Source organism: Rhodobacter sp. 4.3.4 (assembly GCF_058724655.1).
In genome coordinates, this window is the sequence record NZ_CM178967.1 from 1,510,095 (window position 1) to 1,533,649 (window position 23,555).

The 23,555-nt window shown below is 66.9% G+C and carries 17 protein-coding genes and 1 tRNA gene; 10 read left to right on the plus strand and 8 right to left on the minus strand.

Annotation, left to right across the window (positions count from 1 at the left end; all coding sequences use genetic code 11):
- Nucleotides 1-92 precede the first annotated feature (92 nt).
- Nucleotides 93-971: a TIGR01459 family HAD-type hydrolase gene (locus AC4PTB_RS07355; RefSeq protein ID WP_492192362.1), complete on the minus strand. Its 879-nt coding sequence runs from the start codon at nt 969-971 to the stop codon at nt 93-95.
- Between the two features lie 314 nt (nt 972-1,285).
- Here AC4PTB_RS07355 and parE point away from each other — a divergent pair, with 314 nt between their 5' ends.
- From parE to AC4PTB_RS07400, 9 genes are all read left to right on the plus strand, one after another.
- Nucleotides 1,286-3,244 (plus strand): DNA topoisomerase IV subunit B, encoded by a 1,959-nt coding sequence (gene parE, locus AC4PTB_RS07360; protein ID WP_492192363.1) that lies wholly within the window; start codon nt 1,286-1,288, stop codon nt 3,242-3,244.
- 154 nt (nt 3,245-3,398) lie between these two features.
- Nucleotides 3,399-3,674 carry a BrnT family toxin gene (locus tag AC4PTB_RS07365; RefSeq protein ID WP_492192364.1) on the plus strand — a complete coding sequence of 92 codons (276 nt, stop codon included), beginning with the start codon at nt 3,399-3,401 and terminating at the stop codon, nt 3,672-3,674.
- A complete protein-coding gene (locus AC4PTB_RS07370) occupies nt 3,637-3,930 on the plus strand; it encodes a hypothetical protein (protein ID WP_492192365.1) in 294 nt (97 codons plus the stop codon). Before AC4PTB_RS07365 ends, AC4PTB_RS07370 begins: the two co-directional genes overlap by 38 nt.
- A gap of 287 nt (nt 3,931-4,217) precedes the next feature.
- The gene (locus AC4PTB_RS07375; RefSeq protein WP_492192366.1) at nt 4,218-4,544 is read left to right on the plus strand and encodes a hypothetical protein; all 327 of its coding nucleotides are present in this window, start codon (nt 4,218-4,220) and stop codon (nt 4,542-4,544) included.
- Nucleotides 4,545-4,576: 32 nt separating this feature from the next.
- The gene (locus AC4PTB_RS07380; RefSeq protein WP_492192367.1) at nt 4,577-4,972 is read left to right on the plus strand and encodes an SET domain-containing protein-lysine N-methyltransferase; all 396 of its coding nucleotides are present in this window, start codon (nt 4,577-4,579) and stop codon (nt 4,970-4,972) included.
- Entirely contained in the window at nt 4,972-7,128 is a 2,157-nt protein-coding gene (locus tag AC4PTB_RS07385; protein ID WP_492192368.1) for a putative bifunctional diguanylate cyclase/phosphodiesterase, read from the plus strand. The genes AC4PTB_RS07380 and AC4PTB_RS07385 overlap by 1 nt, the downstream gene beginning before the upstream one ends.
- 123 nt (nt 7,129-7,251) lie before the next feature.
- Complete coding sequence (locus tag AC4PTB_RS07390) at nt 7,252-8,499, plus strand: PAS domain-containing protein (RefSeq protein WP_492192369.1); 1,248 nt, start codon at nt 7,252-7,254, stop codon at nt 8,497-8,499.
- A 131-nt stretch (nt 8,500-8,630) separates the two neighbouring features.
- Nucleotides 8,631-10,670 (plus strand): ASKHA domain-containing protein, encoded by a 2,040-nt coding sequence (locus AC4PTB_RS07395; RefSeq protein ID WP_492192370.1) that lies wholly within the window; start codon nt 8,631-8,633, stop codon nt 10,668-10,670.
- A gap of 34 nt (nt 10,671-10,704) precedes the next feature.
- Nucleotides 10,705-10,778: transfer RNA gene (locus tag AC4PTB_RS07400), tRNA-Gly, on the plus strand.
- 86 nt (nt 10,779-10,864) lie between these two features.
- Here AC4PTB_RS07400 and arsJ read toward each other — a convergent pair.
- From arsJ to AC4PTB_RS07420, 4 genes are all read right to left on the minus strand, one after another.
- Nucleotides 10,865-12,130, minus strand: a complete 1,266-nt coding sequence (gene arsJ / locus AC4PTB_RS07405; protein ID WP_492192371.1) for an organoarsenical effux MFS transporter ArsJ — start codon at nt 12,128-12,130, stop codon at nt 10,865-10,867.
- 78 nt (nt 12,131-12,208) lie between these two features.
- A complete protein-coding gene (locus tag AC4PTB_RS07410; RefSeq protein ID WP_492192372.1) occupies nt 12,209-13,216 on the minus strand; it encodes an ArsJ-associated glyceraldehyde-3-phosphate dehydrogenase in 1,008 nt (335 codons plus the stop codon).
- A 3-nt stretch (nt 13,217-13,219) separates the two neighbouring features.
- A complete protein-coding gene (locus AC4PTB_RS07415) occupies nt 13,220-14,065 on the minus strand; it encodes a metalloregulator ArsR/SmtB family transcription factor (RefSeq protein ID WP_492192373.1) in 846 nt (281 codons plus the stop codon).
- A 145-nt stretch (nt 14,066-14,210) separates the two neighbouring features.
- Complete coding sequence (locus tag AC4PTB_RS07420; protein WP_492192374.1) at nt 14,211-16,064, minus strand: O-linked N-acetylglucosamine transferase, SPINDLY family protein; 1,854 nt, start codon at nt 16,062-16,064, stop codon at nt 14,211-14,213.
- 294 nt (nt 16,065-16,358) lie between these two features.
- Here AC4PTB_RS07420 and AC4PTB_RS07425 point away from each other — a divergent pair, with 294 nt between their 5' ends.
- Nucleotides 16,359-19,112 carry a beta strand repeat-containing protein gene (locus AC4PTB_RS07425; protein ID WP_492192375.1) on the plus strand — a complete coding sequence of 918 codons (2,754 nt, stop codon included), beginning with the start codon at nt 16,359-16,361 and terminating at the stop codon, nt 19,110-19,112.
- Between the two features lie 206 nt (nt 19,113-19,318).
- Here the strand turns inward: AC4PTB_RS07425 and AC4PTB_RS07430 are convergent, their stop codons facing one another.
- The 3 genes from AC4PTB_RS07430 to AC4PTB_RS07440 are packed head-to-tail and all read right to left on the minus strand — an operon-like array spanning nt 19,319 to nt 23,464.
- Nucleotides 19,319-19,927, minus strand: coding sequence for a class I SAM-dependent methyltransferase (locus AC4PTB_RS07430; RefSeq protein WP_492192376.1), 609 nt, complete (start codon nt 19,925-19,927; stop codon nt 19,319-19,321).
- Between the two features lie 46 nt (nt 19,928-19,973).
- Complete coding sequence (locus AC4PTB_RS07435; protein ID WP_492192377.1) at nt 19,974-21,290, minus strand: HlyD family type I secretion periplasmic adaptor subunit; 1,317 nt, start codon at nt 21,288-21,290, stop codon at nt 19,974-19,976.
- Nucleotides 21,287-23,464, minus strand: a complete 2,178-nt coding sequence (locus tag AC4PTB_RS07440) for a peptidase domain-containing ABC transporter (protein ID WP_492192378.1) — start codon at nt 23,462-23,464, stop codon at nt 21,287-21,289. Before AC4PTB_RS07440 ends, AC4PTB_RS07435 begins: the two co-directional genes overlap by 4 nt.
- Between the last annotated feature and the right edge of the window lie 91 nt (nt 23,465-23,555).

Sequence of the window (23,555 nt, forward strand, 5' to 3'; positions counted from 1 at the left end):
GCCGCCGCTTAGCATGGCCGCCCCGACCATGCAAGCGCAGCGAAACTTATGAACCCAAGGGGTGGCGCGGGCGCAAGATAGTTGCTGAGGGCTCAGCGCAGCCGCCCGATCGTATAGCGCGGGTCCTGCTGGCGGGCATCAAGCCAGGCCCGGAGCAGATCCGGGTTCGGATTTTCGACATCGGCGCCGAACTGCTCGGCGGCAAGCCCGCCCGAGACGAAAAGCACGTCGAGGTTCTCGCCCATCGCGCCCGCGACATCGGTGTTGATGCCATCGCCCACCGCCAGCACGCGGCTGTCATCGGTCAGGCCGAATTCCGCCATGCGGCGCCGGGCCATGTCGTAAATCGGCGGATGCGGCTTGCCGAAATAAAGCGCCCGCCCGCCCATGTCCTCGTAAAGCGCGGCAAGCGCGCCGGCGCAATAGATCCGGGTCTCGCCCATGTCCACCACCACATCGGGATTGGCGCAAAGCATCGGCAGGCCGCGGGTCTTGGCCGCAAGGAAGCGGGCGCGGTAGTCTTCGGGCACTTCGTTCAGCTCGTCGAAGGGGCCGGTGCAGACGATGCCCTCGGCCTGATCGAAGGGGACCAGCTCGATATGGCTGCGGCCCTGCCATTCCGGCGGGATTTCGGTGAAGAAGCCGTCGTCCTTTTGCGGCCCGAGGTGCCAGAGCCTGCGCCCGACCGCGCCCGCGAACATCGCATCCTGCGCCGCATCGCCCGAGGTGACGATCGCATCCCAGGCCTCGCGCGGGACGCCCATGCGGTCCAGCCCCTCGGCGACGAAGCGGGCCGGGCGCGGCGCGTTGGTGATCAGGATCACCCGCCCGCCCTGACCGCGGAAGCCTTGCAGCGCGGCGACGGCGGCGGGAAAGGGGGCGACGCCATTGTGCACGCAGCCCCAGAGATCGCACAGAAGCACGTCGTAACGGGCAGAGACTTCGGCGAGCGACTGGAGGATGCGGGTCATGGGGCGGCCTTTCGAAACGGTTTGGTCATCGATGCGGCCAACTTATGACACGGGTGCGACAGAATGACAAAGGGGCACGCGCGGTTGCGGCGCGCGGCGCGGCCGCCCGGGGCAGGGGGGCGCTGCCCCCCTCTTGGCCTTCGGCCAATTCACCCCCCGGGATATTTGAGGCAAGATGAAAGAGCCTGATTTCATCTTGCCTCAAATATCCCGGGGGAGTCCCGGAACGGGACGGGGGCAGAGCCCCCTTCTTGCCCCGGGTGGCCAAGCTGCGGTATCTGTGCATCTCAAGAACACCAATGAAAGCGAGCACCATGTCCGGCGATCTTCTGTCCTCGACCCCGAGCGAGACCTATGACGCGTCCTCGATCGAGGTGCTCGAAGGGCTGGAGCCGGTGCGCAAGCGGCCGGGCATGTATATCGGCGGCACCGATGAGCGCGCGCTGCATCACATGGTGGCGGAAATTCTCGACAACGCCATGGACGAGGCGGTGGCGGGCCATGCGACGCGGATCGAAGTCGAGGTGAACGCCGACGGCTCGGTCACCGTGCGCGACAACGGCCGCGGGATTCCGGTTGATCCGCATCCGAAATTTCCCGGCAAATCGGCGCTGGAGGTGATCCTCTGCACACTGCATGCGGGGGGCAAGTTCTCCAACAAGGCCTATTCGACCTCGGGCGGTCTGAACGGGGTGGGCTCGTCGGTGGTGAATGCGCTCTCCGATCTGATGGTGGTGCAGGTCGCGCGCAACAAGGAGCTGTACGAGCAACGCTTTTCGCGCGGCGTGCCGCAGGGGCCGGTGGTGAAGCTGGGCGCGGCGCCCAACCGGCGCGGCACCACCGTGACCTTTCACCCCGACCCGGAGATCTTCGGTTCGCTGAGCCTGAAACCGGCGCGGCTCTTCAAGATGACGCGCTCGAAGGCCTATCTGTTTTCCGGCGTGGAAATCCGCTGGAAGACGGCGATTGCCGATGGCGACACGCCCACCGAAGCGACCTTCCATTTCCCGAACGGGCTGGCCGATTTTCTGGCCGAAAGCCTGACCGGCGCCTCGACCTATTCCGACAGGCCCTTCGCGGGCCGCGTCAGTTTCGAGGAGAAATACAACATCCCCGGATCGGTCGAATGGGCGATCAACTGGACGCCGGTGCGCGATGGCTTCATCCACAGCTATTGCAATACCGTGCCCACCCCCGAGGGCGGCACGCATGAGGCCGGGTTTTGGGCGGCGATCCTGAAAGGCATCCGCGCCTATGGCGAGCGGATCAACAACAAGAAAGCGGCGCAGATCACCCGCGAGGACATGTTGACGGGCGGCTGCGCGCTGATTTCCATCTTCATCCGCGAGCCGTCTTTCGTCGGCCAGACCAAGGACCGGCTGAGCACGGAAGAGGCCGCGCGCTGGGTGGAAAACGCGGTGCGCGATTATTTCGACACCTGGCTGACCACCGACACCAAGGCGGCGGGGGCGATCCTTGATTTCCTTGTCCTGCGGGCCGAGGAGCGGCTGCGGCGCAAGGCGGAAAAGGAGACCTCGCGCAAATCGGCGACGAAGAAGCTGCGTCTGCCCGGGAAGCTCGTCGATTGCTCGGCCACGAACCGCGAGGGGACGGAACTGTTCATCGTCGAGGGTGACTCGGCGGGCGGCTCGGCCAAGATGGCGCGGGACCGGACGACGCAGGCGCTGTTGCCCTTGCGCGGCAAGATCCTGAACGTGCTGGGGGCGGCCAGTTCCAAGCTGGGCCAGAACCAGGAGATCAACGATCTGGCGCAGGCCTTGGGGGTGGGGCTGGGCAGCAAGTTCCGTGTCGATGACCTGCGCTATGACAAGATCATCATCATGACCGACGCCGATGTCGATGGCGCCCATATCGCCTCGCTGCTGATGACCTTTTTCTTCACCCAGATGCGGGGGCTGATCGACAAGGGGCATCTTTATCTGGCCTGCCCGCCGCTTTACCGCCTCACGCAGGGGGCGAAGCGGATCTATGTCGCCGATGACGCGGAAAAAGAGCTCTGGCTGGCCAAGGGGCTGGGCGGGCGCGGCAAGATCGACGTGCAGCGCTTCAAGGGTCTGGGCGAGATGGACGCCAAGGATCTGAAGGACACGACGATGAACCCGGCGACGCGCAAGCTGATACGGGTGACGATCGACGATGAATTCGCCGGCGAAACCGCCGATCTGGTGGAGCGGCTGATGGGGAAAAAGCCCGAGCTGCGGTTCCAGTACATCACTGAGAACGCGCGGTTTGTTGAGGAACTGGATGTGTGAACTGTAGTGACTTGATATGTGTACGCGAAATGTGTACACATATCTTGTAGCCAAAGAATGCTACCGGTAGGAAAATAGATCAGAAAAACTTCCCTATCACGTAGGAGGACTCAAAAATGCTCGATAAAGCTCAGCAGCAACAAACGAGGCCTCTATGGACTTCGAATACGATGACGACAAACGTCGCAAGAACATCGAGAAACACGGGATCGACCTGCTTTACGGCGCGTTGATCTTCAACGGACCCACGGTTGAAAGCGCGGATACGCGGCAAGACTATGGCGAGGACCGCATCACGGCGATCGGCCTTGTCGGCGATCTTTGCATCGTGACCGTCTACGTTCAGCGTGGTGATGTGATCAGGCTCATCTCGACGCGCAAAGGAGGCCGTCGTGACCGACGCAAATACGAAAAAGCTGTCTCTGGCTGAAATTGCCGCAATGCAGGCTGGGGGGCAGCTTCATCTTTCCCCTGATGCCCCCGAGGTGGATTTGCCCGCGGCTTTCTGGGAAAACGCCAAGGTGGTCGAGCGGGAACCGCGCAAGTCGGTTCATCTGCGTCTTGACCCGGAAGTTTATCGCTACTTTCAGGAAGCGGGCGAGGGCAAGGGGCACATCAAGCGGATGCAGGACGTTCTGGCCGCTTATGTCCGCGCGCAAAAGGCCGCCGGGCATCCGTCGCGCTGACAGCGCGCGCAGGACCGGCGCAGCCTGACCAGGGCGGATGGACTCGTGCCGCCATCCCCGAATCGCCTTAGGGTTGCGCCGTGGGCAAGGTGTCATCTTTTGACAGAATCCGGTTCGCCCGGGCCAAAATCGTAGCTTCCCGCCCCGAAACCGGAGGTTTTTTGCGAAACTGCGCAAAATTTGAGTCAATTTGCGGGCTTTCGCCGCCCGCGTTCAGATTTCGAAAACCATCTTAACCATAACATGGACGCGTCTTCGACAGGCCACACGATCAGGAGTGCCACGCGATGCGATCCTATCTCATTCTGGCCGCCATCGTCGTCTTGACGATTGTCGGCGATTACGCGCTCAAATCCGCAAGCCTGCGCGCCGTGCCGCATGGCTCGCCCTGGTTTCTGGCCGGGGCGGCACTTTACGCGCTGACCGCGCTGGGCTGGATGTGGCTCATGCAGGGCCAGAGCCTGGCGCAGATCGCGGTGCTTTACAGCTCTGCCACCATCCTGCTCCTGACCGGCGTCGGTGTCGTCTGTTTCGGAGAAACCCTCTCGATGCGGCAGATCGCAGGCATCGGCGCGGCACTTTTCTCGGTCGTGCTGATGCAGGCCGAAGCCTGAAGACCCCCTTCCGATACCAGACGAGTGATCCCATGCTTCTTGTAACCCACTATGTCACCCGCAGCGACATCCACGGCCTTGGCGTCTTTACCCGGGTGCCGATCCGCGCCGGCGCCACGGTCTGGCGCCATGATCCGATGTTTGATGTGGACATACCCGCCGCCACGCTGGCACTCTTTCCCGAAGACCTGGCGCAGACGGTTCTGCACCACGCGGAATATCTGCCGCATCTCGGGGTGTTCCGCCTTGGAAATGATGGCGACATGTTCATGAACCACAGCGACGACCCCAGCCTGATCGACCGCGGCGCCGAGATGATCGCCGCCCGCGATCTGGCCGCGGGCAGCGAGCTGACCTGCGACTATGCGCAGGTCCGTGTGCTGGGCTTTGAACATTGCGCGCTGCCGCCGCTGGAGGCGGCTGCCTGATGAGTGGCAACACCCTGCCGCGGCAGATCGTGGTCCTGGTGACCGCGGTTCTGCTCGCGGTGCTGGCGGTGTTGTGGATGTCGCTTGTCTCGGTGCGCGGCCGGATGGATGATGGCGCCGCCGCGGAATCGGTGCAACGCGTCGCCGGGCGGGTGCAGACCCTGCTGGAACAGGTGTCTATTCTGGCAAGCGACTACCACAACTGGACAGACCTTTACATCGATGCGCAAGAGCTGGCGATCGACCGGCTTGCCTCGAATTACGGCATCTCGGCGCATCGCGACGAGGTGTTCCAGTTCGCCGAGCTGTTCGACGGTCCGTTCGCGGCGCCGCTGTCCTGGCATGCCGGGGCCGGGCTTGCGCCGCAACAGGGGTTTCTGACCGAAGAGACGCGGCAGATCCTGCGCCAGACCGTGCCCGCGCTCGACCCGTCGCGTCGCGAAACGCAGGATTATTTCGAGATCCGCGACGGCCAGCCGGTGATGTTCTCCAGCTCCTATCTGCTGCCCGAAGACCCGGCGCTTCTGGCGCGGGTGGCGCCGCGCAGCGCCGCCATCGCCACCATCGGCAAGGTCATGGCGCCGCAGCGGCTGCGCGACATGGAAGACGAGTTCTCGATCACCGGGCTTGTCGTGACGCAGACCCCGCCCGCGGCGGCCGCGGCGATTTCGGTCGCGCTGCCGGGGGTGGATGGCAAGCCCGTGGCCTGGCTGCGCTGGACCCCGCCGCAGCCGGGCACGCTGTTGTTCTGGAAGATGTTTCCGATCATGGCGGGGATCAGCTTCCTGTGCGTGGTGATCTCTGGTGCCGCGGCGCTTTTGTTGCGCGCGAAGGCGGCGGTGCTGATCGAGCGCGAGGCGATTTCCTTTGACCGCGCCCGGATCGATGCGCTGACCGGCCTGCCCAACCGCTTCGCGATGCGCGAGCATCTCGACATTCTGCGGGCGCAAAGCGGCGTCGATTGTGCGGTTCTGGCAATCGATCTGGTGCGCTTCAAGCTGATCAACGACACCGTCGGGCATCTGGGCGGCGACGCCTTTCTGGTCGAATTCGCCGCGCGGCTGCGCACCATCGCCGACGAGACCGCCTTTCTGGCCCGCTATGGCGGTGACGAATTCTTCGTGGTGTTTTCCGCAAGCGCCGGGCTGGAGCAGATCGTTGCCGAAAAATGCCGTCAGATCAGCACTTTGTCCGAAAGGCCCATCCTGTGCAACGGGGTCAGTTTCGAGGTCATGACCTCGAAGGGGCTGGCCTTCGAGGATCGGCGCGGCATGGAACAGGAAGAGCTTCTGCGCCGTGCCGACCGGGCGATGTATTCCGCCAAGCAGCGCGAGACGCCGGAGGTGGTGCGCTATGACAAGCGCATGGAAAGCGAGGATATCGATCACAAGCGGATCGAAAGGGAATTGCGCCGCGCCCTGAGCACGGGCGAGGGGCTGCAGATGCATTACCAGCCGATTGTTCCGGCAAGCCTTGGCGCCGCGCCGATCCGCTATGAGGCGCTGGCGCGCTGGACCTCGCCCGAACTGGGTGTGGTGGCGCCCGACCGCTTCATCAAGGTGGCCGAGGCGAGCGGGCTGATCATGCCGCTGGGCTGGCGGCTGCTGGATCTGGTCTGCGCCGACATGCAGCATCTGGATCAGGCGCGGGTCAGCATCAACGTCTCGCCCGCGCAGCTGATGCGCCGCGGCTTTGCCGGAAAATTCACCTCTGTCGTGCTGGCGCATGGCATCGCGCCCTGGCGGATCGAGATCGAGGTGACCGAGCAGATCGTGGTGCGCGACGATGCCACGATCGAGCAGGAGCTGATCGCGCTGAGCCACAACGGCTTCACCCTGGCGCTGGATGATTTCGGCACCGGCTTCGCCTCGATCGGCTATCTGACGCAGATGCCCTTTGACGTGCTGAAGATCGACCGCTCTTTCGTGCGCTCGATCGAGGACGGCCAGCAGGGGATGCGGATGGTGCGCTCGATCGTCGGTCTGGCGCGGGCGATGGAGCTGTCGATCGTCGCCGAGGGGGTCGAGAGCGAGGCCGAGGCGGTGCTTTTGCGCCGGATCGGCGCCGATTTCCTGCAGGGCTATCATTTCGGCCGCCCGGCGCCGGTTTCGGCCTGGACCCGGCCCGGCGCGGGATCGCCGCCCGATCCATCCTGAGATGCGGCCGTCCGGCCCGGGCCGCTGCGGCGGTTGCGAAAATGTGTGCCGCCAATGCCGAAAATAAAGCTCCCGGTAACGCCGTCCCGGGTAGACTGCGACATCTTGAACCGGAGAAGTCCCGTGACCTTGCAGAATGATCCGTCGCGTCATCCCGAAGGGGCGGTGGATTTCGGTTTTGACGAGCTGTTCTTTTCGCGCACTGACAAGCGCGGCGTCATTCTGGCGGGCAATGACGTGTTCCAGCGCGTTTCGGGCTATGGCTGGGCGGATCTTCTGGGGGCGCCGCACAAGATCATCCGCCATCCCGACACGCCGCGCGCGGTGTTCCGCATCCTGTGGGATGCGCTGGGCAACGGCCATCCGATGGGGGGATATGTCAAGAACCGGGCCCGCAACGGCGATCACTACTGGGTCTTCGCGGTGATCCTGCCGATGCAGGGGGGCTATCTGTCGGTGCGGCTCAAACCCTCGTCGCCGCTGTTCGACAAGGTTCGGACGCTTTACGCCGATCTTGGCCGCCGCGAACGGGACGAGGGGCTTGATCCCGAGGCCAGCGCCCGGATGCTGTGGCAGGCGGTGACCGAAGCGGGCTTCACCAGCTACACCACCTTCATGGCCAGTGCGCTGGGCCAGGAACTTGCCGCCCGCGACATCGGCATGCGCCGCCCGGTCAATCCGCGCACGCAACGGCTGATCGATCTGAACGTCGCGCTGGAACAGGTGACGCAGGAGCAGCGCAAATTGCTGCGCAGCTTCGAATCGCTGCAATCGATCCCGAACAACATGCGCCTTGTCGCCTCGCGGCTGGAACCCTCGGGCGGGCCGGTCTCGGCGATTTCCGAAAACTACCGCGCCTCCTCGCTGGTGATCTCGGAGCGGCTGCGCAGCTTCGTCACCGGCCGCGACAACCTCTGCGACCGGGTCTCGCGGCAGGCGGCGCGGGCGCTGTTCCTGCTCGGGGCGGATCGCGTGCTTGGCGAGATGATCGGCAGCTTCCGCCACGCCGGGCCGGTCGCGGGGATCGACTGGGCGGCCGAGGGGGCGGGGCTGGAGCGGCTGCGCGACAGCGGGCGCGAAGACAGCCGCATGGCGCTGAAAAGCGCGGTCGAGCATGCCGAGGAACTGACCCGGTCCAGCTCGGAAATCCGCCGTCTGATGCTGGGTCTCGACACGATCCGGGTGATGGGGCGGGTGGAATGTGGCCGGTTGCGCGCCAATGGCGGCGGGCTGGCGGCGACGATCGATCAGCTCGATCTGTTCCACGCCGAAATCAAGACCCGGCTCGAAACCATCCTGCGTCTGTCCGAGGAGATCGGCTCTGCGATGAGCCGCTTTGCCAGCACCGAATTCGGCACCGCCAGCGGCTGAGCGCTGGCCCGCGCGGTGCGGACCGGCCGTTTTGCCCATCGCATGCCGCAAAGCCGCGACCTGCTGTCGCAGCCGGGCTTTGCCTTGCGCGCGGCCTGCCCTAGAACGAAGGGTGCAACAGGGAGAGCGCGATGAGTGACGACGCATTGGTGATTTTCACGCCCTCGGGCAAACGCGGTCGGGTGGCCCGGGGCACCCCGGTTCTTGCGGCGGCCCGCGCGCTGGGCGTCGATCTCGATTCCGTCTGCGGTGGCCGCGGCATCTGCTCGAAATGCCAGATCTCTCCGGGCTATGGCGATTTTCCCAAACATGGCGTCAGCGTCGGCGCCGAGGCGCTCAGCCCGCTCAACGCGGTCGAGGAGCGCTACGACCGCATCCGCGGCCTGAAACCGGGCCGGCGGCTGGGCTGTCAGGCCTGCGTGATGGGCGATGTGGTGATCGACGTGCCCGCCGAGAGCCAGGTGCACCGGCAGGTGATCCGCAAATCCGCCTCCGAGCGGGTGATGGAGATGGATCCGGCGACCCGGCCGCTTTACGTCGAAGTCGCCGAGCCCTCGATGCACGAGCCCGCAAGCGATTTCGAACGCCTTGCGGCGGCTTTGGAAAGCCAATGGCAGATCAATGGCTTGCAGGCCGATCTTGCGGTTTTGGCGCAGCTGCAGCCGGTCTTGCGCAAGGGCAATTGGCAGGTCACGGCGGCGGTGCAGGAGGCGGGCGACGGCACCCCGCCGCGGCTTGTTGCGCTGTTTCCGGGCCTGCGCGAGGCGCCGCTTTACGGCCTGGCGATCGACCTTGGCTCGACCACGATCGCGGGGCATCTGGTGGCGCTCGACGATGGCCGGGTGCTTGCTTCCTCGGGGCTGATGAACCCGCAGATCCGCTTTGGCGAGGATCTGATGAGCCGTGTGAGTTACGCGATGATGAACCCGGGCGGCGCGGCCGAGATGACGGCGGCGGTGCGGGGCGCGCTTGCCACGCTGGCCGAGGCGCTGGCGCTTGAGGCGGGGGTGGACCGCGCCGCCGTGGTCGAGGCGGTGATCGTTTGCAATCCGGTCATGCACCATCTTTTGCTCGGCCTCGATCCGGTCGAGCTGGGGCAGGCGCCTTTCGCGCTGGCCACGGGGCAGGGGCTGAGCCTCTCTGCCGCCGAGATCGGGCTGACGCCCATCGCCACCGGCGCCCGGGCCTATATCCTGCCCTTGATCGCGGGCCATGTCGGCGCCGATTGTGCCGCCGTGGCGCTGTCGGAGGCGCCCGAAACCCGCGAGGATCTGTCGCTGATCGTCGATGTCGGCACCAATGCCGAGATCCTTCTGGGCAACAGCACCCGGGTTCTGGCCTGTTCCTCGCCCACCGGCCCTGCCTTTGAAGGGGCGCAGATTTCGTCCGGGCAGCGCGCGGCCCCGGGCGCGATCGAGCGCATCGAGATCGATCCGGTGACGAAGGAGCCGCGCTTTCGCATCATCGGCAACGAATACTGGTCGGACGATCCGGCCTTCGGCACGCCGGCGATCACCGGCATCTGCGGCTCGGGCATCATCGAGGCGGTGGCGGAGATGCGGATCGCGGGGATTCTCGACGCCTCGGGGCTGATCGGCTCGGCCGGGCAGGTGGGCAGCGCGCGCTGCGTGGCGACGGGGCGGACGCAGGAATATGTGATCCATGACGCCAGCCCCGAGGGGCCGCGGATCACCGTCACCCAGGGCGATATCCGGGCGATTCAGCTTGCGAAATCCGCGCTTTACGCGGGCGCGCGGCTTTTGATGGACGAGATGGGGGTGGACCGGGTCGACCGGGTCGTTCTGGCCGGGGCCTTTGGCGCCCATATCAGTCCGAAACATGCGATGGTGCTGGGAATGATCCCCGATGTGGCGCTGGAGGCGGTTACTTCGGCGGGCAATGCGGCGGGGACCGGGGCGCGGATGGCGCTGTGTTCGGTGGCGGCGCGGCGCGGGATCGAGGCGCAGGTGCGCCGGATCGTGAAGATCGAGACCGCGATCGAGCCGCGGTTTCAGGAGCATTTCGTCGCGGCCAATGCGATCCCGCATGCGACCGACTCTTTCCCGCAGCTGAGCACGCTGGTGACGCTGCCCGAGGTCAATTTCAACGCGGGCGGTTCGGGCGAGGGCGGCGGCCGCCGTCGTCGTCGCGGCGGAACGCTGGGTGCTTGACGCGCCCGGCGGCATCGCTTATCTGAACGGCAACGCGGGTGTAGCTCAATGGTAGAGCCGCAGCTTCCCAAGCTGATGACGAGGGTTCGATTCCCTTCACCCGCTCCATCATCCCCGGATTTGCAAGAAAACGCTGCGGTTTGATCGCTGCCAGCGCTGACCTTTGTGGTTCGGCCCGCGGCGGCGGGCCAGAATCAGGATTGATCCGCGGGTGCTTCTGACCGCGCCAGTCTGCGCGCGGCCCACCAGCTGGCGGCCGCCATCGTGCCCGCGGTGGCCAGGCACAGCGCCAGCCCGCCGAATTGGTAGCTCAGCCCCGACAAAAGCGTGCCGATCAGCCGCCCCGCCGCATTGGCCATGTAGTAAAAACCGACATCCCGCGTGATCCGCCGCGCATCGCCAAAGGCGAGGATCAGATAGGAATGGACCGAGGAATTGACCGCGAAGACGAAGCCGAAGGCGAGCAACCCGATGAGCAGCGTTGCAGTCAACCACGGCGCGGGCGCGGGGGCGATCCCCACGGCGAGGCTCAGGGCGAAGGGGATCGGCACCAGATAGCCCGCCCAGGTGATGGCTTTTGCGGTGATCGCCGCCTCGGGCTGGGATTTCGCGCCCAGAAGCCGCGGCGCAAAGGCCTGCACCGCGCCGTAAGCGATGATCCAGAGCGCCATGAAACCGCCGGTCAGAAAGAAGGCCTCGCGTCGGCCCTCGGCGGTGCCGTCGGACAGAACCGCCTGAAAATAAACGGGAAGCCCGACGACGAACCAGACATCGCGGGCGCCAAAGAGGAACATCCGCGCCAGTGACAGCCGGTTCACCTGCGGGTTTTGCGACCGCCAGCCGCCCCAGACCTCCGAAGATCTCATCCGCCCGGGCAGGCCCCTGGGCAGGAAGGCCACGACCGCAATCAGGATCAGGGCCAGCAGCGCCGCCATGCCCCAGATCGCCGGTTTGAAGCCGACAAGCGCCAGCAAGGCCGCGCCAAGGAAGAAGCCGAGCCCCTTCACCGCGTTCTTTGAGCCGGTCAGCACCGCCACCCAGCGAAAAAGCCCGCCGTCCCCGCTGGGCGCCAGAAGCTTGACGGCGGATTTCGACGACATCTTCGCCAGATCCTTGGCCACGCCCGAGACGCCCTGCACCGCCATCACGAAAGCGACCGAGGCGGGGATCGACCAGCCGGGGTCAAGTTGCGTCAGCGCGACCAGTGCCGCGACCTGCAGGCCAAGCCCGCCGTAAAGCGTGGCGGCCAGGCCGAAGCGCGCCGCCAGCCAGCCCGCGCCAAGGTTGGTGGCAATGCCCGCGACTTCATAAAGCAGGAAAAGCCAGGCAAGTTGCACGGCGCTGAAGCCCAGCCCGTTGAACTGCAACAGCACCAGCATCCGCAGCGCGCCATCGGTGAGCATGAAGGCCCAATAGGCGGCGGTGACGGCGGCATAGGCGCGGATCGGATTGTCGGACATGGCGGGTTCCAGTTCGGGCCGCCGGGGGCTGTCTGCCCCCGGACCCCCGAGGATATTTGAAGCAAGATAAAAGGAATATCAGAGGTTTGCGGCGACCATTCGGGCGATATCGGCGAGGCGGCAGACATAGCCCCATTCGTTGTCATACCAGGCGTAAAGCTTCAGCTGCGTGCCGTTCACCACCATCGTCGAGGGCCCGTCGATCACCGCCGAGCGCGGGTCGTTGGTGAAATCCGACGACACCAGCGGCCGGGTCTCGAAGCCGAGGATGCCTTTCAGCGGCCCCTCGGCGGCGGATTTGAGCAGGCTGTTCACGTCTTCGACCGTGGTCGGGCGCGCGAGTTCGAAGACGCAATCGGTCAGCGAGGCATTGAGCAGCGGCACCCGGACGGCATGGCCATTGAGCCGCCCTTTCAGCTCGGGATAGATCAGCGTGATCGCCGTGGCCGAGCCGGTGGTGGTCGGGATCAGGTTCATCAGCGCCGAGCGCGCCCGGCGCAGGTCTTTCGCGGGGCGGTCGACGATCGTTTGCGTGTTCGTCACATCATGCAGGGTGGTGATGGATCCGTGTTTGATTCCAAGCGCTTCGTGGATGACCTTCACGATGGGGGCCAGGCAGTTCGTGGTGCAGGACGCCGCCGTGATCAGCCGCTGGCTGCCATCGTAAAGCGCATGATTGACGCCATAGACAAGGTTCAGCGCGCTTTCGTCCTTGACCGGCGCCGAGACGACGACCTTGCGCACACCGGCATCGAAATAGGGCTGCACCTTCGCCGCGGTCTTGAAATGGCCGGTGCAGTCCAGCACCAGATCGACGCCCAATTCCGCCAGCGGCAGGGCTTCGAGCGTCTTTTCCCGCGTCAGGGAAATGCGCTGCCCATCGATCATCAGCCCGCCTTCGGAGGCGGAAACGGGGGTCGGCCAGCGGCCATGCACCGTGTCAAATTCCAACAGCAGCGCATGGGCCTCGGTATCACCCACCGCGTCGTTCAAAAGCACGATCTCGGCCCCCCGGCCCAGATCGACCAGCCGGCGCAGCAGCAGTTTTCCCATCCGGCCAAGGCCGTTGATCGCAAGTCTGGCCATGGCTCAGCCCTTTTCAAGCGCGATGCCGATCGCATCGATGCGGCTTTGCAGCGCAAGCCGGTCGAGCGTGTCGAAGGGCAGCGCGACAAAGGCGGTGATCCGCGCCCGCAGCGCGCCGTAGGTCTGCGCGAAGACGAGCGCCTTTTCCGCCTCGGTGCCGGTGGCCTTCACCGGATCGGGCAGGCCCCAATGGCCGGTGATCGGCTGGCCGGGCCAGGGCGGACACTCCTCGGCGGCGGCGGTGTCGCAGACGGTGAAGACGAACTCCATCCGTGGCGCGGCCGGGCCTTGGAATTCTGACAGATGTTTCGCGCGCAGCCCCGCGGTGTCATGGCCATTGCGGGTGAGCACCGCGAGCGCGAAAGGGTTGATCGTGCTGCCGGGCCTTGTGCCAGCGGAATGGGCGCTGAACTTGCCCGCCCCCAGATCGCGCAACAGCGCCTCGGCAAAGATCGAGCGGGCGGAATTGCCCGAGCAGATGAAGAGCACGTTGAACGGCGTATCGGGCATGAGATGTGCCTTTTGGAAGAGGGCTTTTGGCATGAGGTCGGGACGGGCCCGGCCCAGATCGAGGGCGAGATAGCCGATCAGGGCTTCGGTTTTGTGAAGGTCGACGGCGTAGAACAGCGACCGCCCTTGCCGGGAGACTGTGACCAGCCCGCAAGCGGTCAGATCGGCCAGATGATGCGACAGGGTGTTTGGCTTCAGCCCCAGCGCCGCGGCGATGTCCGTCGGGCGCACGCCCCGCGGCGCGAAGCGCATGAGCAACCGGAACACGGCCAGACGGCCGGGGTGGCCAAGGCAGGCGAAGGCCGCGGCGGCCTCGGGGGTGGGGTAAGTTTTTTCCATACTTCCTGAATAAAGGAAGTAATGATCCGATCCAGTGAAGTTTTCATGACAGTCGGGCGACAGGCGCCGCCGGACTGTTCAGATTGCGCCCGTTGCGGGGGCAAGGGCGTTCAGGCAGCTTTGCAGACGCAAGCCGGAGATCGCGTCACAGCGCGGCCCGGCCCGCCAGCAGCGCGGCTTCGAAACGGCGGGTGAAATCCTCGGCATCGCCAAGGGTGCGCTCCCAGGCGCCGGTCGCCAGATGCGCCTTGAGTGCCCCGAGCCGCGCCGGATCGGTGCCGATCGCCACCGCCAGATCCTCATAGCCCGCCAGATCCTCGGCAATGCAGTCGGGCAGGCCGATCGCGGTAAGCAGGCTTGCCCCCATCCGCGCGGCAAAGGCCCGGCCGCGGGTGGTGATCAGCGGCAGCCCCATGCGCAAGGCATCCGAGGCGATGGTGCCCGCGTTGTAAGGCGTGGTGTCGAGGAAAAGATCGGCCAAGGCCAGCCGGGCGCGATAGCGCGCCGGATCGGTGCGGGCGGCAAAGATCAGCCGCTCGGGCGCCAGCCCCGCCGCGGCCCAGCGCTCCGTCAGCGCCGCGCGCGATTGCGGGTTGTCGTCGATGATCCAGAGCACCGAACCGGGCACCCGGGCGACGATGCGGCACCAGGCGCCCCAGACCGCCTCGGTCAGCTTGTAATGATGCGAGACGCAGGTGAAGACCACGGCATCTTCGGGCAGGCCTTCCTCGGCGCGGCTGACGGCGGGCAATTGCGGCATGACGCCATCATTGGCCTGATAGCAGCCCGCGATCCGCAGCGGGCGGGGGCTGTAATCGGCCTCGCACTCGGGCGGCACGGTGACCGCGTCGCACAGCAGATAATCGAGTTCGGGCAGCGGCACCGGGCCGATATAGCCCAGATAGGTGACCTGCATCGGCGCCGGTTTCGCCCGCAAGATCGCCGGACGCGCGCCCTTGGTCAGCCCGTTCAGATCGATCAGGATGTCGATTTCATCGGCGCGGATGCGCGCGGCGGCGGCCTCGTCGGTCATCTCCTGGATCGGCACGTGATGGTCGAGCGCCGCCAGCACCCGGGCGCGCACGTCGCTGCCATCGTCGCGGGTCAGGTCATAGCCGTAAACCTCGAAGCGCGTGCGGTCATGGCGTTCCAGAAGCTCGGCGATCAGATAGCTCATCGCATGGCGGCAGAAATCCGAAGACAGATAGCCGATGCGCAGCCGGTCATGGTCATAACCGCCCGCGGGCGCCAGAAGCTGCGGCGCCGCAGGGATTTTGCGGCCGATCCAGCTGGCGCAGATTTCGGCCTGCCGCGCCGGATCATCGACCAGCGCCAGCGCCGCGAGGGGACCGGCATTGAGTGCCGCCATCTCCTCGGACAGGCCGGGCACGGCAAGCCCGGTCACCGGCCAGGCGGTGGTGCGCTGGCGGTTGTGCACCAGATGCTGGATCACGTCGGGCTGGTCGGGGTCGATCAACAGCGCCGCCCGCGCCTCCTCGATCGCCTCGCCCAGACGGCCGCGATCTTCGAGCAGCCGTGCCATCTGAATATGGATCTGCCGTCGCGCCTCGGCGGGGGGCAGGATCTCGCGCCAGACATTCAGCGCCGCGTCGGGGGCGCCTGCCGCCTCGAAGGCCAGCCCGCGGCCAAGCCCCGCCTGCCACAGCCCGGGCCGCAGCCTTTGCGCGGCCTCAAGCGCCGCCGTCGCCTCGACAGGTTTGCCCAGCCGCTGCAGCGCGACGCCCAGATTGTACCAGGCCGCCGCCGAGTCCGCATTCTGGCCATGCTGCAAAAGCCAGGCGCGATAAAGCGCCACCGCCTGCGCCGGGACCACGGCCTCGCCGATGCCCACCAGCCCCTCAAGCCCGAGGGCCGCCACCGCCCGCGCCAGATGCGGCGCCAGATCGCCCTCGGCGGTGAAGCCGCCGGGCTGGTGCAGCGCCGCGGCGATCGTCTGGGTGTCGCCGGGCAGGGGCAGGAACGGAACGACGGATGGCAAGGGCAAACTCCTTCTGGATGCCGACCTTCGCAGAGGCCTCGGCGCGAGCCTCGCATCGCAAGGTAAATACGCGGTAAAGAGCGGCGCTTTTCCCGCGGTTGAATTGAATGTGACCTAATTTTGCAAGGGTGCGCGCGCTGCGAAGGGGCGGATTTAACCGCTTCGTAACGGCTTGCGCGCAGGGTCCGGTGACATGCGTGGCCGAGAACCGGCCGATGCCCGTCGGCAAACGTTCCGACGGTGCAGAATGTTGATCCTTCAACCCGGGAACCTACCATGACTGCCATTTCTCTCATGACGACGGCCCAGATCGCGGCGCTGGAGACCTCCGCGATCGCGGCGCTGACGACGGCCGATGTCGCCTCGATGACGTCGGCGCAACTCGGCGCGCTGACCAGCGATCAGCTGCCGGTGCTTGGCACCGCCAATCTGCGCGTGCTGACCTCGGCGCAGCTGGCCGGTTTCTCCGCGACCCAGATCCCGACGCTGCTCGACACCCAGGTCGCGGTGCTGTCCACCGCGGGCATCAAGGGGCTGACCGCGGCGGCGATCGGCGCGCTCGGCTCGGATCAGGCGGCCGCTCTCTCCTCGGGCCAGCTGGCCGCGCTGACCACGACGCAGCTTCCCAACATCACCACGACCACCCTTGCGGGGCTGACGGCCACCGGCCTTGGCGGCTTCTCCTCGGCGCAGATCGCCGCGCTGAGCAGCGCCGCCGCCGCCGCGCTGACGGCCGAGCAGATCGGCGGTCTCACCACCGCCGCGGTCAAGGGGTTCGAGTCGGCCGAAATCGCCGCCTTCACCTCGGCGCAGCTGGCGGGCTTTTCCACCGCGCAGATCGCGGCCCTTGGCTCGACGCAGCTTGACGATCTGGCCACCACTCAGGCCTCGATGCTGAGCACCGCGCAGGTGGCTGCGCTGAACGCCGCGGCGGTCGCCGGGCTGTCCTCGGGCTTCATCGGTGCGCTGGACAGCGCCCGGGTCGCGGCGCTTTCGTCGAAGCAGGTTGCGGCGCTGACCTCGACGCAGATCGATGACATCACCACCACCGCGATCTCCAGCCTGACCACCGAGGCGGTGAAGGGGCTCGGCTCGGCCCAGGTGAGCGCGCTGACGAACGCCCAGGTGGGCCAGCTGACCACGGCGCAGATCGCCAACATGAGCGCCACCGCCGTCAAGGGCCTGTCCTCGGCGGATCTGGCCACCAACATGAGTTCGACCCAGGTTGCGGCGCTGACCACGGCGCAACTGGCCGCGCTGTCTTCGGCGCAGCTCGCGGGCGTCAGCACCGCCACCGTCGCCGGTCTGACCTCGGCGCAGGTCGGCGCGCTGAGCGCCACCGCCATCGCCGGGGTGACCACCGCGACCGTCGCCGCCCTCACCACGGCGCAGGTCAAGGGCCTGAATGACAAGCAACTTGCCGCCATGAGCACGGGTCAGATCGCGGCGATCGGGACGGCGGCGATCGATGATCTGAGCACGGCGGCGATCAAGGGCCTCGGCTCGGTGCAGGTCGATGCGATGACCACCACCCAGCTTGGCCAGCTGACCACGGCGCAGATCGCGCAGCTCACCACCGCGGGGATCAAGGGGCTTGCCTCGGCCGACATCACGGCGCTCAGCAGCACGCAGATCGGCGCGCTGACCTCGACGCAGATCGCGACGATGACCACCGCGCAGGTGGCCGGGATCGAAAGCGCCGATATCGCTGGCCTGAGCACCTCGGCGGTGAAGGGCCTGACCTCGGCGCAGATCGCGGCGCTCTCCGATGCGCAGGCGGGGGCGCTGAGCTCCACGCAGATCGCCCAGCTCTCGACGGCGGCGGTCAAGGGGCTGAGCACGGCCGACATGGCGGGGCTGACCACGGCCGAAGCGACGGTGCTGACCTCGGCGCAGATCGGCGCGCTCAGCTCGTCGCAGGTCCGGGCGATGACCACGGCGCAGATCGCCGCGCTGGGCACGGCGCAGATCAAGGGTTTCATCGCTGGCAACATGGTCGGCTTCGAAACCGCCGACATCGTGGCGCTGACCACCGCCCAGGCCGGGGCGCTGAGCTCGGTCCAGGTCGCGGCGCTGAGCACCGCGCAGCTGGCGGCGATGGAAACGGCTGATTTTGCCAAACTGTCGAGCGCGGCCGTCAAGGGCCTGACCGCGGCGCAGGTCACCGCGTTGACCACCGCGCAGGCGGCAGCGATCGGCACCGGTCAGATCTCCCAGCTCTCCACGGCGGCGATCAAGGGGCTTGAGACCGCCGATATCGCCGCCCTGGCGGGGGCCACGCTGGCGAAGATGACGACGGCGCAGATCGGTGCCCTGTCCTCGGCGCAGCTGACCGGTCTGACCACGGCGCAGATCAACGGCTCGCTGACGACGGCGCAGGTCAAGGCGCTGGGGACGGCCGCTCTGGCGGGGCTTGGCACCGATGATATCGTGGCGCTGACCGGGGCGCAGGCCGCCGCGCTGGGCTCGGCCCAGGTGAAAGCGTTGAGCACGGCGCAGATCAAGGCGCTTGAGGTCGCGGATTTCGCCCAGCTTGCGACGGCTTCGGTGGCGGCGCTGAGCACCGCTCAGATCGGCGCGCTCAGCACGGCTCAGGTCGATGCGCTGACCACGGCTCAGGCGAAGGTGCTGACGGCGGTGCAGGTGGCCGCGATGTCGACGGCGCAGATCGGCGCGCTCGAAAGCCAGGATTTCGGCACGCTGACCACCGCGGCGGTGAAGGGGCTCAGCTCGGTTCAGCTGGCGGCCTTGACCTCGGAACAGGGGGCGGGCTTCACCACGGCGCAGATCGCCAGCCTGAGTTCCACCCAGATCGGCGCGATGTCCGTTGCGGCGCTGAACGAGCTGACCACGGCCGCCGTTGCGGCGCTGGGCACGAGGCAGGTGGTGGCGCTGACCACGGCCCAGCTCAAGGATCTCGACGCCGGGATGCTTGGCGCGATGGAAACCGCGGATCTTGCGGCGCTGACCTCGACCCAGGTGGCGGCGTTCAGCGCGACCCAGCTCGGCTATCTGACCGACGAACAGCGTTCGGCGCTGCTGCTCTGATCCGATCCGACATCGACCGCTTCCGTTTCGGCGGAAGCGGTTTTCCCGATCCGGGGCTTCCGTCAGGAGGCCCCGTTTTCATATCCGGCCCCGACGGCGCCCCGACACCATCCGGCGCGGCGCTTCGGATCAGAATGCCGAAAGGCCCGGATCGGTTGATCCGGGCCTTCGCGGTCCTGAGGCTTCGCTTTCCGGCGCCGGGCGGGTCAGGCGGCGGCAAGCCGGGTGCCAACCCCCCAGAGCGCAAAGCGGCCATCGCGCTCGACGGTGACACCGGCAAAGCCGGCGCGGGTCAGGTGTTCGGTCAGCGAGCGCGCAGTAAAGCCGGTGCGGTGGCCCATGAAGATATTGCCCTCGGCCAGGGCAGGGCGGTAGCCGTAAAGGATGTCGAGCGGCGAGATCGGGCCGAGACCCGACATATAGGCGGGCTCTTCGAGCTGCCCCTCGGCGATCAGCGTCGCGACCTGCTGCAGATCGGGCATCGTCACCAGCACGAAGCCGCCCGGTTTCAGCACCCGGATGAACTCGGCCAGCGCCACCGGAACTTCATGCGGCGCCAGATGTTCAAGGTTGTGCGACGACCAGACCGCATCGACGCTGGCATCGGCGACGGCCGACATGTCGGTCAGGCTGGCGACGATATCGGGGGCCACGTCGGGATCGATGTCGAGCCGCAGCTCGCGCCAGCCAGAGAGCGGGAAATAGGCCTCGGGCAGTTTCGCCGGATGGGCAAGACCGCAGCCGACATGCAGCACGGTCCGGGTTTCGGTCATCGGCACCGCGGCGGCGGTTTCGATCGGGGTTGCGTCGGTCATGGGGTTCTCCTTCATGGGCGATCTGAAAAACGGGGCGGTGAGGCGATCACGGATCGCGCAGGGCTTCGGCCAATCCGCGCAGGATCGGTTCGAAGAAGGTGGACAGGACAGAGCGGGTGCCGGTGTGGATCTCGGCCGAGAGCGTCATGCCGGGCAGCAGCGTCGCCGAGGGCGGCAGGTTCTGCAGCACCGCGGCGGGATCAAGCGCCACATGCGCGGGATGTTGCGCCTCCGAAGCGCCCTGGGCGCGGTAGCTGGCATGGCCGACCTCGGTCAGGGTGCCGGTCAGCTGGCCATGTTCGCGCCAGGGAAAGGCGTCGATCTTGATCGAGACCGGATCGCCCGCCACGACCCGCCCGGCATCGGTCGAACGCAGCCCGATCTCGGCCAGCAGCGGCACATCGGTCGGCACCAGAACCACCACCGGATTGCCCGCCGCGATCAGGCTGCCGACGCCGCCCTCGGCGACGCGCAGCACCACGCCCGGACGGGGGGCGACCAGATCGGCCATCTGCCGCAGCGCCCGGGCCTTGGCGATCTGCTCCTTGACCACCTGCAGCCGCGGCTGCGCCTCGGCCAGCTGTTCGGTGGCGGTGCGTTTCAGGCCGGTCAGGAACATCCGGTGTTCGGCAATGGCGCGGTCGCGGCGGTCGCGCAATTCGGCCAGACGGCTTTCATGGGCGCGCTGATCGGCCTCGGCGCGCAGCCGCATCAGCCGCGCATCCAGCACCGCAAGCTGCGAGCCGCTTTGCCGTTCGGCGAGCGTGTTGCGCATCGCCTCGACCTCGCGCAAGATCGCAAGCTGCTCGCGCAGCCCCGCGCCATCGCGGGTCTCGGCTTCGATCAGCGCCTCAGCCGAGGCGATCTCGGCCTGCAGCGCCTCGGCTTTGGTGCGGCTTTCCAGCCGCCGCTCGGTCAGCACATCGGCTTCCGCGGCCAGCGCCGGGCCGGTTCCGGCCAACACGCCGCCCTCAAGTTCCGCCGTCAGCCGCGCGATCCGGGCCGCAAGCGCATCGCGCTCGGCCTCAAGCGCGGCCAGATCGGCCTCGGGCTGGGTCGGATCGAGCCGCGCCAGCAGTTGCCCCGCCACGACCACATCACCCGGACGCACCAGAAGCGCATCAAGCCGGGTGCTGGCAGCGGGGCGCAGCAGCAACGGCGGCTCGGCCGCGGCCAGCTGCCCCGGCGCCGTCACCACGACATCGACGCGCAGGATCGCGGCAAGCCCGATCAGCCCCGCCAGCAGCGCCGCCGCCAGAAACGGCCAGAGCCGCAACAGCACCGGCACCGGCTCGACCTGCACCCGGTCAAGCTCTTCCTGAAAGGCGATGGCCTCGCGGTCGATGGAGCCAAGCTGGATCATTCCGTTTGCCCCGCCTGTTGCAGCCACAGATGTCGATAGGTCGGCGAGCGCGCCAGAAGCACCGCATGGGGTGCGAAATCCTCGATCCGGCCACGATCCAGCACCAGGATCGCATCCGAATGCGCCAGCGAACTCATCCGGTGCGAGACCACGATCACCGTGCGCCCCTGCGCGATGGCGGCGAGATTGCGGTTCACCACCGCCTCTGATTCGGGGTCAAGCGCGCTGGTCGCCTCGTCCAGGATCAGGATTGGCGGATCGGCCAGCAGCGCCCGCGCCAGCGCGATGCGTTGCCGTTGCCCGCCCGACAGGTTCGCCCCGCCTTCCTCGACCGGGGTGTCCAGCCCCTGCGGCAGCCGGTCGATGAATTCCGCCGCCCCCGCCAGCGTCGCGGCGCGCAAGACCGCCTCGTGGCTGGCATCGGGACGGGCGAGCGCGATGTTTTCGCGCAAGGTGCCGCGGAACAACACGTTTTCCTGCAGCACGATGCCGACCGAGCGGCGCAGATGGTCCAGGTCGATGTGGCGCGCGTCGTTGCCATCGTACAGGATGCGGCCCGATTGCGCCGAGCCGATCCCCTGCAGCAGCCGCGTCAGCGTGGTCTTGCCCGAGCCCGAGCGCCCGACAATGCCGATCACCTGCCCGGCGGCGATGTCGAGGGTCAGATGATCCAGCGCAGGCGTCGCGGTGCCGGGATAGGTGAAGCACAGATCCTCGATCCGGATCGCCCCGCGCAGCGCCGGGCGGATCGGCCGCACCTCGGGGCCGCGCTCGGGCGGGTGGTCCATCACGCCGCGGAGCGTGCGCACGGCCAGCGCGGCTTCCTGCCATTCGTTGATCAGCCCGACGATCTGCACCAAGGGGCCGGTGACCCGCCCGGAGAGCATCATGAACGCGACCAGCGTGCCGACGCTGATCGAGCCCGACAGCACCTGTTCGGCGCCAAGGCCCAGAACCGCGACCTGCATCAGCCGCTCCATCAGCGAGGTCAGCGCGCTGACGGTGGCGGAAAGTTCCCCCACCTGCCACTGGCTGCGGATGGTGCGCGCCAGCGCCGTTTCCCAAAGCCCGCGCCGCGTGCCCTCCAGCACCAGCGCCTTCACCGTGCGCATGTTGTGCAGCGTCTCGACCAGATGCGCCTGCCGCCCCGCCTCGGCGTCGTAAAGCGCCGAAAGACGGCGCTGCAGCGCGGGCAGGAACAGCGCCAGAAGCCCCGCGATGGTCAGCGCAAAGCCCAGAACGACCAGCGTCATCAGCCCCGACAAAAGCGCCAGAAGCGTCAGCAGAACCGGCAAAAGCGCGGCATCCAGCATCGTCTGAAACAGCCGCCCGACCAGAAAATGCCTTATCTTTTCGGTCAGTTGCATGTTGCGGGCCAGAACGCCCGCGGCCGTCGTCTCAAACACCGACAAAGGCAGCGACAGCAGATGCGCATGCACCGCCGCCCCGATCCGCGCATCCAGCCGCCCGCCGCAGATCTGCATCAGACGCTGGCGCACATAGCTGAAGGCGGCATCGAACAGCACCAGAAACACATAGACCGAGAGCACCGCGGCCAGCGTGTTCCAGCTGTGCGAGGAAATCACGCTGTCGATCATCACCTGCATCAGGAAGGGCAGGGCAAAGGCGATCAGGTTGCCCGCCACCACCGCCACCGCGACGCCGCCAAACAGCGCGCGTTGCTCCAGCAGCGCCGGCACGAACCAGCCCAGGCCAAAGGGCCGCCGCGCCGAGGTTTCGGTCTTGCGCAGCCGCGCCAGAATCAGCCGCCCCGACCAGCGCGCCTCGAATTCGGCCTGCGGCAGGAACAGGATGCCCTCGCCCTCGCGCGCGGGGTCAAGGATGGCGGCATGCGGCCCGGTGGGCAGATCGATCGTATGGGCAAGGATGAACCAGCGGCCGTCCTTGCCCTCGCACAGCGCCGGATAAGCCGAGCCGAGCCCCTTCGCCGTGCGCCAGCTGCCGCCGCTGATCTGGCGGCTGCGAAAGCCCGCGCGCTGAAAGGTCGCCTCAAGCCGGGGGGCGATGCTGCCCTCCTCCAGCGCGGGGATTTCGGTGACCGGCAGGGTGACGCCGTGGTGCAGGCAGATCAGGAACAGGCCCCGCAACGCCGTCATCTGCGGCGAGCCGAGGGCGATGTCTTCCTGTTGGCGGGGCGAAAGCGCGTGAGTCATGCGGGCAAGCTACGCCAGCTTGATTAACAGCTTCTTTCTGCAAAAGAGATTCCGCCGCGATTTCGGGGGGCTGGCCGGGGCTGATTGCGGC